This is a genomic window from Fructobacillus tropaeoli (genome assembly GCF_016860625.1).
GTDB lineage: Bacteria > Bacillota > Bacilli > Lactobacillales > Lactobacillaceae > Fructobacillus > Fructobacillus tropaeoli.
In genome coordinates this window covers 91,729-104,458 of the sequence record NZ_BOJU01000004.1, presented here as the reverse complement: position 1 = coordinate 104,458, position 12,730 = coordinate 91,729, and the positions used below count along the sequence as shown (strand labels likewise).

The 12,730-nt window shown below is 44.2% G+C and carries 9 protein-coding genes and 1 pseudogene; 2 read left to right on the top strand and 8 right to left on the bottom strand.

The window, feature by feature from the left end:
* Positions 1-4 precede the first annotated feature (4 nt).
* On the bottom strand, positions 5-4,423 hold the full coding sequence (locus tag FT12353_RS06135) for a pectate lyase-like adhesive domain-containing protein (protein ID WP_203619152.1): 4,419 nt from the start codon (positions 4,421-4,423) through the stop codon (positions 5-7).
* Between the two features lie 640 nt (positions 4,424-5,063).
* Here FT12353_RS06135 and FT12353_RS06130 point away from each other — a divergent pair.
* Positions 5,064-6,368: a nucleobase:cation symporter-2 family protein gene (locus tag FT12353_RS06130; RefSeq protein ID WP_059393869.1), complete on the top strand. Its 1,305-nt coding sequence runs from the start codon at positions 5,064-5,066 to the stop codon at positions 6,366-6,368.
* 239 nt (positions 6,369-6,607) lie between these two features.
* Here the strand turns inward: FT12353_RS06130 and FT12353_RS06125 are convergent, their stop codons facing one another.
* Complete coding sequence (locus tag FT12353_RS06125) at positions 6,608-7,360, bottom strand: CPBP family intramembrane glutamic endopeptidase (RefSeq protein ID WP_203619151.1); 753 nt, start codon at positions 7,358-7,360, stop codon at positions 6,608-6,610.
* Between the two features lie 141 nt (positions 7,361-7,501).
* Here FT12353_RS06125 and FT12353_RS06120 point away from each other — a divergent pair, with 141 nt between their 5' ends.
* Positions 7,502-8,083 (top strand): xanthine phosphoribosyltransferase, encoded by a 582-nt coding sequence (locus FT12353_RS06120; RefSeq protein WP_203619150.1) that lies wholly within the window; start codon positions 7,502-7,504, stop codon positions 8,081-8,083.
* A 71-nt stretch (positions 8,084-8,154) separates the two neighbouring features.
* Here FT12353_RS06120 and FT12353_RS06115 read toward each other — a convergent pair.
* From FT12353_RS06115 to FT12353_RS06090, 6 genes and pseudogenes are all read right to left on the bottom strand, one after another.
* Positions 8,155-8,322 (bottom strand): annotated as a pseudogene (locus tag FT12353_RS06115) (type II toxin-antitoxin system YafQ family toxin); the annotation flags it as partial.
* A 220-nt stretch (positions 8,323-8,542) separates the two neighbouring features.
* Complete coding sequence (locus FT12353_RS06110; RefSeq protein ID WP_203619149.1) at positions 8,543-9,031, bottom strand: DUF805 domain-containing protein; 489 nt, start codon at positions 9,029-9,031, stop codon at positions 8,543-8,545.
* 123 nt (positions 9,032-9,154) lie between these two features.
* Complete coding sequence (locus FT12353_RS06105) at positions 9,155-9,655, bottom strand: DUF805 domain-containing protein (protein WP_168778970.1); 501 nt, start codon at positions 9,653-9,655, stop codon at positions 9,155-9,157.
* A 171-nt stretch (positions 9,656-9,826) separates the two neighbouring features.
* Complete coding sequence (locus tag FT12353_RS06100) at positions 9,827-10,285, bottom strand: DUF805 domain-containing protein (protein WP_168778969.1); 459 nt, start codon at positions 10,283-10,285, stop codon at positions 9,827-9,829.
* A gap of 133 nt (positions 10,286-10,418) precedes the next feature.
* On the bottom strand, positions 10,419-10,877 hold the full coding sequence (locus FT12353_RS06095; RefSeq protein ID WP_203619147.1) for a DUF805 domain-containing protein: 459 nt from the start codon (positions 10,875-10,877) through the stop codon (positions 10,419-10,421).
* 893 nt (positions 10,878-11,770) lie between these two features.
* Positions 11,771-12,724 carry a restriction endonuclease gene (locus FT12353_RS06090; protein WP_168778968.1) on the bottom strand — a complete coding sequence of 318 codons (954 nt, stop codon included), beginning with the start codon at positions 12,722-12,724 and terminating at the stop codon, positions 11,771-11,773.
* Between the last annotated feature and the right edge of the window lie 6 nt (positions 12,725-12,730).

Genomic DNA, 12,730 nt, shown 5'->3' with positions numbered 1-12,730 from the left:
GGCATCATTTTTTTTGCTGCGTTAAATCGTCACCAGACTGATGTTGGTTATCAATCGTCAACACACCATCTGATAACTGCTGCTGGATTCCCTGGGCCGTTGTTTGGCTGTTTAGGAGGTTCAACGCCGTGTTTTGCGCAGCCGTCACACCGGCGCTTTCCTGCTGTTGCTTGGCGGTCGTTAGGGTCGGATCGGTATTAATAGCGTTGGTAACCTTCAAGGCCTCGGCGTTCAGCTTGGCAATGGCAGCGGCCAATTGATCACTGACCGCTGGTCCAGACTGGTGCACCGCATTGATATTTTGAATGGCTGTATTCGCTAAGGTTTCGATGCTTTGCGCATCCTGGGCATTCGAAATAGCCGTGATAGCAGCACTCGCAAAGTTATAAACCTTTTGATTTTGCGCATCCTGATCACTCTTCGTTAATGTTTGATCGCCGCTAATGATTCCGGTTGCGGTATTAGCTGCCTGCTGAACCGCCTGTTCTTCAGCACTTTGCTGTTGCGTCAGCGGTGTCCCAGAAACGTGGGCCGCTTTAATTGCAGCCAGGCCATTAGCCAAGGCATCCGCAACCTGTTGGGCTGTTTGGGCATTTTGGATATTGATTAAAGCATCCGAATTGGCCTTATTAACAGCATTGTTTTCAGCCGTTTTGGTTGCTGTATCGATAGTTGGATCATTGTTAATATCCTGGTGAGTTTGATTGCCCGCACCATTAATGGCATTATTAGCATCCGACTTTTGACCAGAAATAGCCTCACCAGTCTTGTACTCACCCTGAATCTTAGTGCTGTAAGTATTGAAAGAATCATAAATGCCATCGATATCCGTGGCTGCTTTGATAGCTGTTTGACCTGCCTGTAAATCAGCATCAACCGCTGCCGACTCACTCGCCATTTGAGCGGTAGTTAACGTTGTGTCGGCATTGATGGTCGTCTTGGTTTTCGTTGCCACAGTTTGCAAGTCCGTCAAGCAGTCCGCCCGCTGCGTCTCGATTGGCAAACCGGTGTGATAGACTGCATCAATAGTCGCAATTCCCTGAGCAAAAATGTCGTTCAAGGCGTTACCGGATCCAGCACTTAATTTCGTTAAGGCCGCTTGCCGAGCATCCCCAACCTGGCTCACCTGGCTGGCTTTTACCGTCTTATTCAGGGTCGAATCGTTGTTAATAATGCCGTTTTCCTTGGTTTCCTCAGCATAAATCAGATTACTCAAATCTGAAACTCGATCGGCATTCGTTTCATAAAGGAAAGTAATCTGGTCACTAGGACCAAAGGTATAAGGCTTGGTTGGGTCAACAACTTGACCATTAACCTGCGTTTGATAAATTGAAAAACCATCAACCTCTGGTTGTGGCAAAGAAGAAAGTGTCTGACCCGTAATACCTTGAATCGTCAGACTTGGCACAGATTGAAGCATGTTGCCATGCTGATTTTCGTAAACTGGCTGAATATTTTGCGTGTTCCCAGCCACGTAAATCGTCACTAAGCCATTGTTATCGCTCACAACAGTGGACTTGGTCTGGTTGGTATTGTTGGCATCGTAGTGGTAGCCGGTTGGAACATTCGTAGTTGTGTAGTACTGCTTGGTCCAATCAATGGTATTGCCGTAATTAGCGGTCATCAAACCGGACGTTAATTCCGAGCCGGTTCCACCAGACAGCTGACCCGGCAAGACCTTGCCAGTATTTTCATCAACATACTGGTATTGAACGGTTTCAGGCAGACCATAAACATAAACCTTATAGGTAAAGGACATATCGTTGACGGGCACAATCAAATTATTGGCTTGCCCATCCGCAGTCCCGTCATCGGCTGTTGTTGTCGAATCCCCACCACTTTGATGATCACTCGCTGCAGTGCTTGGAATCTCAGAACCCAAGGCCCAGCGATAGCCCGTTGGCATTTGATCATTGACGATGTTGGAATTGACCAAGGAAACGACTTCGCCCGGATAATACTTCTTCAAATCAGAAACATCGACCTGAATCTGCTTGACGACCTTACCGGTTTCATCGACATAGTCAACGTTCACGACCCCGTTGCCGCCGGTATTATCGGCCCGAACTTCACGGATATTATTGGTATTCACCGAACTAGCCGGTAATTGAGTACCATCTCGAGAAGTTAAAGTAACGTTTTGGTTTGTAACGACTAAAGTACCACCATCCGTTGCATAGATGGGCGTTGGGTTTGAATTACTTGAGGTTCCGTTGGTCCAAAGGCTGGTCTTAACACCCTTGATAATAAATTGAGCACCATTACCCAACGTAAACATTTGACCGTTAAAGCCACCGATATTATCCACATGACCGGCATAGTAATAACCATTATTATTGGAATCAAAGAGCCCAACATAGAAAAGGCGGGGCTCATCAATCTCCAGCGTTGTTCCAGCGCCTAACTTAATCGATTGGGCATAATCCTGAGTATTAAACTGCTTAAAAGAAAGGGTTAAGCCAGGATAAAAGTAGATATTGGCATTCGTATTGTCGCTTGTTGTAATAAAGTCACGACCGTCAAGTGCAGTCACGCCCGACAAATTATCCTGGTTATTAAGAATATTAACCGTAAAGTTCCGACCAAAAATATACTGGCGGTTATTTGGATTAGAGCCATTGTAGTTCAATTGGTCTAATAAGTGCCGGTAACCGTCCAAAGTCCAGGTAACGTTATCACCGATTTCCATCCCCTGATAACTACCATAAACGAGACCATAGTTAAATAAGCCAGGTGCTGCTGCACCTGAGTGATAAAATCCTCCGCTGACCGAGGCACCATCCCCAACCCGGAACATATGGTCGGATCCAGTAATAGCCGACCCCTGTGATTGGGCGGTTGCCAGGCTCGAGAAGTTAAACATTGGCGAACCATCGCCCGTATTACTAGTAACGTTAGCACCATTGGCCAACTGGAAGTTCACATTAGCACCATTGACGATATCAACCTTACTAATCCGAGCCATTTCCTGGGTCGAATTAACAGTCACATTACCAGAGAAAATGGCGTACGAACCCTCAGCATCCAGTAAGTGTTCTGGTTGCTGATTAGCCGGGCCAGTAATCCCTTGTGGGCCATTCAAGCTAACGTTATCAATGTTATAAATCCAGCCACCATCGGAGTTATTTTGGCTATAGCTAGAAATGGCCGCATTCGGATAACCGCCTTTTCCGATAGAACCAGATTCACCAGTTGAATTCCAGGCATCGTACTGAACCAAATTGGTATTGGTAATTGTAAAGGTTGATCCACCAGTCCCATTGCTGGCAACATTGGGTGAAACGCCGGTCCACATCGCCGCTTGCCCCAGGTTCAATTGGTGACCATTTCCTTGAATAATAATGTTCTGGGTACGTTCGGAAAGGTCATTGTAATTGCCCGCATTTGGGTTCGTAATATCATTTTGAATATCGATAAAGCGAATATTGTCATTTAAATAAGCAGCCTTAAAAGAAGCCCAGTCGGTGACCGCCGCATAAGAATTATTGGCTTGGTCCTGCGCTTTGTATTGGGCAATATTAGTGAGCTGATCAGACTGGCTAATGGTAATGCTTGATGGGTTGACCTGATTTGATTGGCTAGTCGTGTTGCTAGCAACCGTACTATTAAACTGTGACCGGGCCGTCTGGTCGTCAGCCATCGACTGCACAGCCGTGGGTGCCGGGCTCGTGCTGGTTTGACTACCGCTCGACGACTGACTGGTCGTGCTGCTGTCACTACTATCCCCAAGGACAGTACCTTGGTCTGCCAAATCAGACTGCGCCAAGGCCTCGGGTGTTACCGCCGTTGTCCCCAGACTTAAAGCACTAACGTTTTCGTCTGTTGTGCCAGCTTGTGCCGTCGTCTGCGTTGACTGGCTGGTGATAAATTGAGTGTTGGCCTGACCTTGTCCACTGTGCAACAGCGCCAACGACTGGCTGGCCGAGACACTAGCCGACAGTGATTGCGATTGGTTAGTCGTCGATCCAGCCACACTTGACTGTGACTGGCTTGTTGACGCACTGGCCGAAATTGACTGTGACTGGCTTGTTGATGCACTAGCCGAAGTTGATTGTGATTGGCTCGTCGAAACGCTTTCCGAGTTTAACTGCGATTGACTGGTCGAACTGCTCGTTGAAGTCGATTGCGACTGACTCACAGACAAGCTGGTAGCAATGAACGCCGTTTGACTGACCTGCGCAGTTTGTTGGCTGGTGACACTAGCCGTACTGGTAGCAGCTGAATTCGTCGCAGTCAACTGACTACCGCCGTCCGTTTGGCTACTTTCGCCGGACTTCGCAATGCTATCCGCATGAGCAGCCAGGCTGCCTGAACCAAGGGATAAGAAACTCAAGGTAATACCGGCAACCAGCCACACCTTACCTGCCTTGTACATCTTAAAATGTTCTTTAATCGTTTTATTTAAGTCTTGATTACGATTCATTTGCGCCCCCTGGGACTAACATCGATTAGTCCACTTATTGATATCGCCTTTTTTCTACCAAAAGGCAACCGTATCAAAAAGATAGCTAAATTCGCCATTATTTTGATATGTAATCGTTCTAAAGTCATTATATTACTTTTGCGATTATTTTATATTAAATATGAAACATTTTATACTATTTAGTCACATTAATAAAGGAAAAGACTAAAACCTTATTTTTACAAGAATGCCAGACCCATTCTAATCAACATTAAAGGTCATCACCCTTATGCACCCTGTTTTCAAAATGTAAGGAAGATGTCATTTATTAGAATGACCCCACTTAAAAAATCAGCCAAGTCGAAGACCCAGCTGATTTCATGCACTTTTCTGATTTTCCGACCATTCCAATGGTATTTGTATCTTTTAAAGTTCATACCTGCTATAATATTAGTACCGTATTGGAGTTATATCCGGCTTTTAATGCTAGCCAAGTCTCTACCGCCCGGCAAAAAGGGCGACTATCACCAAGGGTTTTTTGAGCACGCTTGGGTACTGCGTGCTTTTTTTGTTGTCTGCGGGACGGGACTACTCCGATATTTTTGTTTTTTATCATAACTTTTGACCAACCAAGGATGGTTGGTCAAGCACAGGAGATCTCATGGAAACACCCAACCACCCCCTTCCAAAGTTTCAGGCCCTACTCTTAGGGTTGCAACACGTGCTGGCTATGTACGCTGGTTCCATTTTGGTACCACTGTTGATTGGAACAGCCCTGCACTTCAATAGTACGCAACTGGCTTACTTGATTTCAGTTGATATTTTCTGTACTGGTTTGGCAACGCTCTTCCAATTGAAGCAAACGCCAATCACTGGTATCGCTTTGCCCGTTGTTTTGGGCTCATCAATCCAAGCAGTTTCACCATTGATTAACATTGGCTCAAGCCTTGGCTGGGGCGCAATGTACGGTGCTACAATCGTGGCTGGTCTTTTCGTCATTTTGATTGCTGGGACCTTTGCTCGTTTGCGCGCCTTCTTCCCACCGGTTGTTACTGGCTCATTGATTACTGTTATTGGTTTGAGCTTGATCCCAATCGCCCTCCAAAACTGGGGTGGCGGCAGCTTAACAGCCAAGTCGTTTGGTGAATGGCAGAACCTCGTAATTGGTTTTGTAACCATCGTTTTGACGTTATTGTTGATGAAGTTCGCCAAGGGCTTCTTGAAGGCCATCGCCGTCTTGATGGGGATTATTTTAGGAACCCTCTTCGCAGCCGCCCTTGGTCGCGTGTCATTGAAGCCAGTTGCTGACGCTGCTTGGTTCCACCTTCCCCAACCATTCTTCTTGGGAACACCAACTTTCTCATGGTCTGCTTCATTGACGATGATCATCATTGTCTTGACTGCCATGGTCGAAGCCACTGGCGTTTACTTTGCCTTGGCTGATTTGACTGGTAAGAAATTAGAACAAAAGGACTTGGCCCGTGGTTACCGTGCCGAAGGTTTGGCCGTTGTCCTTTCTGGAATTTTCAATACCTTCCCTTACTCAACCTTCTCACAAAATGTGGCCGTTGTTCGCCTTTCAGGTGTGAAGACTAAGCAACCCATTTACTATGCCGCTTGCTTGCTCTTGGTTTTGGGACTTTTGCCAAAGTTTGGTTCCTTGGCAACCATCATCCCTTCAGCCGTCTTGGGTGGCGCCATGATGGTCATGTTCTCAACGATTGCCATCCAAGGTTTGCAAATCCTTGGTAAGGTCGACTTAAACAAGGAAGGCAACCTCTTGACTGCCGGCTTGTCAATCGGCGCTGGTTTGGGCATTAGCTCAGTGCCAACCCTCTTGGCTCACTTGCCAGAGCAATTGCAAATGGTGATGACCAACGGTGTTGTCATGACGACCGTTGTTGCCGTGATCCTGAACTTGCTCTTGAACGGCTGGCCAAAGGCTGATCAAGACGTTAACGCTTAAGTTCATCCAGCTAAAAAATCTGCTGTTCTCCCAGCTGCAAAATCAGTCTCGCTGATGATCGACCTGGGTACAAGGACAACAGATTTTTTTATTTTTCCACACGGATTGGATAGGCGGTCCATCTGCTCTTTAACCGGCCGTCCAACTGTTGCTTATGCTTAACCGTCGCTCCACCTACTCTTTACCCCACTAAAAAAGGCCTGCGAGTAAGCGCAGGCCTGATTTGATAGAAAATAAAATTAATGTTGGAGCAAGGTGATAATCGAGATGACCTGAATCCAGCCATTGTGGAAAACGTGCATGATAATCGAGGATGATAACTTGTCCGTTTTCTTGTAAACGTAAGCCAGCGAAAATCCGATGATTGCATACGGTGGTAGGTCCAAGAGCGATACCCAAGTGTAAGAGCTCAGGTGATAAAGGCCAAAGGACAAAGCCGACAGCACGACGACCAACCAAGGGAACTTCACCGATTTGAAATAACGGAAGAAGAGTCCGCGGAACAGGATTTCTTCCATCACTGGTCCTAAGAAGACAATGATCAACGAAAACATGACCAATGAATAGTGACCACCGGCCTGCATGATGTTATCAATGGCCGACTGGTTTTCCGTTGTTCCGTGGGTCAACTTATAAAAGAACAAAATTTCAATTTCGTTCCAGATGACCATCCCCGACCAACCCAGCAGGTAGGCCGCAATAATGGTTCCAAATTCTGATTTGGTTGGCCAAGCAATTTTCTTCAAAGAAAAAGATAACTTAGTCTTATTATCTCTAATGGCCTGCAGACCAAAGCGCACAAAGCAATACGCCAAACCAAGGCCAAGTACCAACAGCCCATAACGGTGCTGACCGGAAAAATAAACTGAACCCTGGATAAAGACCATCGCCGCATATTCAAGGGCGAAGAAACCCAAAAAGGCGGCCAGATTTAATAGAAAGGTTTTGGTAAGCCTCATCCACTTGATGAGCTTGTCTTGCTGATTTGGCATCGACATAATCCTCGTTTCATTAGTTTTTAATGTACCATATCTCTTACTGAATGCCAACTTTTGCCCTTGTAGCAAGCTTTTACCCTTGGTAAAATATTAATTAGATTGCCGCTTGTAAGCGGTCTTGATAAAGGAGTCCTCATGAAGGAATTAGAAGCACGAATTAAAGAAGACGGCCGCGTCTTAGGCGCTGATATTTTGAAGGTTGATTCCTTTTTAAACCATCAAATTGATCCGAAGCTGATGCAGGCCATGGGTGCCGAATTTGCCCGTCTCTTCAAAGACCAGGGCATCACCAAGGTGATTACGGTTGAAGCCTCTGGTATCGCCCCAGCCGTAATGGCCGGCCTAAGCCTCGATGTTCCCGTTGTCTTTGCGCGCAAGTCCAAGTCTCGCATCCTTTCAGACGATGCCTACACCGCAGACGTTTATTCATACACGAAGCAAAGCACCAACCAAATCAGGATTGATAAGCGCTTCTTATCGGCCGATGATCACGTCTTGCTAATTGACGACTTCCTCGCCAACGGCCAGGCCTTGCTCGGTATGAAGGCCTTAGCCGATGATGCAGGTGCTACAATCGTCGGGGCCGGCATTGTGATTGAAAAGTCATTCCAACCTGGTCGCCAAGCTGCCATCGAAGCTGGCTTAACGAACATCCACTCTTTGGCTAAGATTGCTGCCTTTGAAGACGGCCAAGTCGTGTTTGATGAAGCGAACTAAGCACTACCTCGTTTCTATATAATTCAAAAAGGCCCCTGATTTCGAATGGAAATCAGGGGCTTTACTTTTATCTACTTTGTCAGCACTTCATGCGGTCCGGTCGTGACTAGCAGTAAAATCAATTCGTCATTATCGAGCTGATAAACCACAATCCAGCCGTCATACTGTTTTCCATAGCTGCCATATCTGGCTGGATGAAATTCCCGATAACCTTGCCATTTTCCTTTTAAGGTATGGTTTTAATGCGCTTTAGCTCGTTCACTAATTTCCGGAGTCACACGAGTCGAAACTGTTTTATTTTTAATAGTTGCATGACTCACTGACGCTCCTCCTTTGTTTACGAACGTATTACACATTTCATTATAACTACGATTATTCAGCCTAGCAAAGACTACTGCAAGAGGACAAATTATCTATAAAACAAATAAAACCATTGACCGGTTGACGGCCAATGGCTTTTTAGATTTTATTAAAAGTCCCCGTCGGCAAAATTTTAATCAAAAAATCCGCCAATACCAACACCAGTAAAACTGGAATTAGCCACAAAGGCATGCTGATATTTGTTTCATAAGCCTTCGTTTCATAATAGTAAACGGCCATGGCTAAGCAAATTGCTACAGGCTCAATAATGAAAGCCCAGGGCGTCAAACCCGTATCGCGGTAGCGGCGGTAAGAAATCGACAGAAATGGAATGAAATTGAGCATCAAAAAGACTGTCAGCAAAAAGGTTACAAAAATCAATGTCACTAATACAACCCAGTAGGCCTTCGAATTATCGGCAACGGAAACAACTGTTCTGACCAAATTATCTAGTAAGTACAAGATCAACCAATAACCTAAGAGGCTAATCACGGTGTTAATCAAAAACACTGACCAATACTCCGAGCGAGAAGTCTGACCCTTGAAATGGAAATAGTCTTCCCAATATTGTTTATATATTTGTATCATCCTTCTCACCCCCTCTCCGGATAAATCAGCCTCCGACATTATACCATCAAGAAGCATTCTAAAAAAGTCTTTTGTCCGCTTTAACACTAAAAAACAGCCCAACCGGGCTGCTTTGCACACAAATCAAGAACGGTGCCGACCGAAAGCATCGGTTGGTGTTAAGTTAATCACCAATAGGACAATTTCAACAATGACCCAAAGAATCATGAGCCAGAGAGAATTTGATGTACCGCTGCCATTAGCAGCGTGATAGGCATCGCTTAGTAAAGCTACTAGCGAAGCCCATGGCAAGAGATAAGCTAAAACGACCAGAATAAACCACCAACCACTTAAGCCAGTGTCAATAATCCGGCGACTTTGCAAAGACAAATTGGGAATAATTGTTAGCAATTGATACAAAACAATAAAAACAACCGTAAAACCAGCCAAGCCAGTCGCTGCTTGCTCCTGATTGCCATTATTAAAGGCAGACCCCAGTGCAGAAACGACTGAACCGCTACTAATCATTGTTACCAAAATACCAATTAAAACGTTAGCCAGGACAACCCACCAAAAATCAGACCGGGTTGACCGACCAGAAAAACGGAAATACTTCTTCCAATAATCCTTGTAAGCAGATAACATTTATATCTCCCATTTTACTTTTCTCTCAATCGTTCTTATCTTACCACGCTTCTTAAATCAGAACTACTAAAAAATGACTGATTTTTAAAGCTTTAGTATCATAAGTCAACTTGCCTCAAAAAAATTATTGTCATATAAAAAAGCCCGACCAACGGCCAGGCATCAAAGAAATTAACGTTTATGTGAAAAGCGATTAGTTCCAGCTAAGTTAATGACCAGAAGAACTAGTTCCACAACAGCTAAAGCTAAAAGCAAGAGGCCATTTTGAAAAATGGCATACGCAATGACCAATACCCAAGCCACAACAGGAAGGGCAAACCAACGGGCGCTCAGTCCGGTATCCAAGATACGCCGATACTGCAATGATAGGTTGGGAATAATGGTTGCTAAACCGTAAAATAGCGAAATAATCAAAGCCAACGCTGCTATCCCAACAACACCTAAACCAATGCCGGAAACATCATTGTGTAGCAGTTGTTGCGCCAATCCCCAAATGGATCCACCTGTTAGCAAAAGGACCACAACCGTCAAGAGGATATTGTCAAAGACCACTAACCAAAAATCAGCTAGACAAGCTCGACCAGAAAAGTCCAAATACTTCCGCCAATAATTTTTATATGCTTGTACCATAATCATTTGCTATCCGACCTTTCGAACTCTCTATTGCTCATTGTAGCACCAGCGTTGCCGAATGTTTAGTACAAACCAAAAAAGGACCCACTTTCGTGGATCCTTTCCTGCAACTAACTTTTGTACGCTGAACTTATTTTTCTTTCTTGAAGGCATCTGCCTTAGACACGCTGATGACAAAAACAGCTAAGTTTAAGAAGAAAACAGCAGCTGTGATTGCGTTGTTTTGTGCCGCAGCACTAACTGACAAGAACTTGCCAATCACAACTAAGAGGAACCACCATGGACTAAGACCTGTATCCACGATTCGTCGGTACTGCAGTGATAATCTGGGAATGAAGGTTGCCAATGCATAAAAGAGGGCCAGTAAAAGCAAAACGATTAATAGGCCTAACATTGGCGTATCGGCTTGCGTGAAACGCCCATGGTCGACATACTTCATAATTGGCCCAACAGCAACACCAGCAAAGACCGCTATCCAAAGTAACCAAATAATGGTATTGGCCAAAGTAAACCACCAATAGTCAGCTCGCGTTGTTCGACCGTTAAAGTTAACGTAATTCTGCCAGAACTTTTTGTACGCTTTAAACATTTTTTCTCCTTATCGCGTTACTGAAGTTAAAACCGCTCTGACCATTTTAGCATAAGACTTGGTACGATGACCAACGGGCTTGGTGGAGTCTGAAAAGAGAAAAGTTCAGATAGCAGTAAACCGTGACATACATGATACCTTTTCCGAAAATGATGAATGGGCTGAGGAACTGTTTTCGTTTAAGGCACTGTCGGCAACACCGCAAATGCCGATGGTTCGTTCTCGGGGATGCGATTGTTTTGACATAGTAAACCTGATTCAAACGGGTCTGTTGAGTTTCATTAACACAATAATAATTAAACTGATTTATTACGCCTATTTGAACCATTCGGGCGCCTGTGTTTTGGCCCTGTTGCATTTTGATGGATTGTGATGTTGCCGCATTGCCATTGTTCATAGCAGTTAACCTCCTTTTGTACTAGGTTAGTGACATGGAGCTGCACTCGAAAGTTATCCGTGTGCCGCCCAAAAAAAGAATCGGTTAAGTGCTTGAAAACATACTTGATGCAAATGACCACCAATCGAATCAAGCTACTCATGTTCTACCTCCTTTCGTTTCGATACTTCATTTATAAGGTAAAAGCCAAAAATTCGCTAGCATTTTCCCACACATTGTCGTCTAACTTCCCTAACTCTCAACTTACCGAACAAACCGGCAATATTAGTCCGCATCAAAAGTATAAAAACTATTTTCTGCCAGGCTGATTTCACCAAAAATCAGCAAAAAAGGACAAACCGCAAGTAGTTTGTCCGTTTTCGGTGTTTTCAGTTGTCAAGCACTTTTTTTCAGATTGATGAAGAAAAAGTCCTCCATGCTGTGTAGCAAGGAGGACTTGGGAAAAATGATAGATTGTCGAAAACTTATTCACGGTGCGTTTCATCAGAAACATTACTTATTCAAAATAAAAATCACCAAGTTCATAAGTCTCAACTCGTTTAACAAATAATTGGTGTTTCTCAACCAAATCAACGACATCGTCTAAGTCTAACAAGGTAATTGGCGTTGACTTTGATGGGTCCTTCGCTTCCTTTACCGCTGCTGGCGTAAAGTAATCCGTCGTAATCAAAATTCCGTAATCTGTTCCATTTTGAATTGATCCACGAAAATCACGAATGTATTTATCACCGACTTGATTATTATAGCGTTTCGATTGAATTGCCACTCGAGTAGTCCGCAACTCATCACTGACAAAATAAGCATAGCCATCTAAGCCATGGTCCTGTGAAAGCTTCACTCCAATCTCATCATCAATTTGAGCGCCCATTTCTTGGATTAAGCGCCGACTAAACTTTTCAAATTTGCTTGGGTCCATTTTACGCAATTGAACCTTAAGCTCTTCTTTCCAGCTTTCTGTACTGTCGCTAATATCATCTGAATCATCATCTTCAGGTTCAGGATCAACAACTCGATTCTTGGGATTTTCAACTAGTTTTTGTGTTTCTTTTTTCTTTTTATTCTTTTCTGATAATTCGTTCATCAATTTTTCTGTTGCCGAACGAATTTTTTCTCCATTAGTTTGGCTTAAATCTAACTCCATCCCCTTTTCAGTTAAAATCAGAAATTTCCCTCTAGAATTTTCAATGCAGTCAAATAGCTGCAAACGCTTCACTGCAAAATTGAAAATGAAATTAAATGGTCGATAAGTGGTACCAGTTTTTTTAGAAACTTTTTCTTCCTGAATCATTTCATCAGAAATTCGGTCATCCGTTTGCGGCAACATATTTTTTGCCGCCTTCTTTTCCATCTTGCCACCTGCATTTTGCAGCATTTGAAGCAATGCCATCATGACAATTCCTTCTTTTGTTGCACTTTTAACGTGCTTTTTTGCTTTTAAATCGTCTTTCATCCCTTT

Excerpts from the sequence above, each read along its gene's own strand:
- FT12353_RS06125 (WP_203619151.1), bottom strand. The coding sequence starts at position 7,360 with ATGCCAAATCAGCAAGACAAGCTCATCAAGTGGATGAGGCTTACCAAA.
- FT12353_RS06100 (WP_168778969.1), bottom strand. The coding sequence starts at position 10,285 with ATGGTACAAGCATATAAAAATTATTGGCGGAAGTATTTGGACTTTTCT.
- FT12353_RS06130 (WP_059393869.1), top strand. The coding sequence starts at position 5,064 with ATGGAAACACCCAACCACCCCCTTCCAAAGTTTCAGGCCCTACTCTTA.
- FT12353_RS06110 (WP_203619149.1), bottom strand. The coding sequence starts at position 9,031 with ATGATACAAATATATAAACAATATTGGGAAGACTATTTCCATTTCAAG.
- FT12353_RS06090 (WP_168778968.1), bottom strand. The coding sequence starts at position 12,724 with ATGAAAGACGATTTAAAAGCAAAAAAGCACGTTAAAAGTGCAACAAAA.
- FT12353_RS06120 (WP_203619150.1), top strand. The coding sequence starts at position 7,502 with ATGAAGGAATTAGAAGCACGAATTAAAGAAGACGGCCGCGTCTTAGGC.
- FT12353_RS06095 (WP_203619147.1), bottom strand. The coding sequence starts at position 10,877 with ATGTTTAAAGCGTACAAAAAGTTCTGGCAGAATTACGTTAACTTTAAC.
- FT12353_RS06135 (WP_203619152.1), bottom strand. The coding sequence starts at position 4,423 with ATGAATCGTAATCAAGACTTAAATAAAACGATTAAAGAACATTTTAAG.
- FT12353_RS06105 (WP_168778970.1), bottom strand. The coding sequence starts at position 9,655 with ATGTTATCTGCTTACAAGGATTATTGGAAGAAGTATTTCCGTTTTTCT.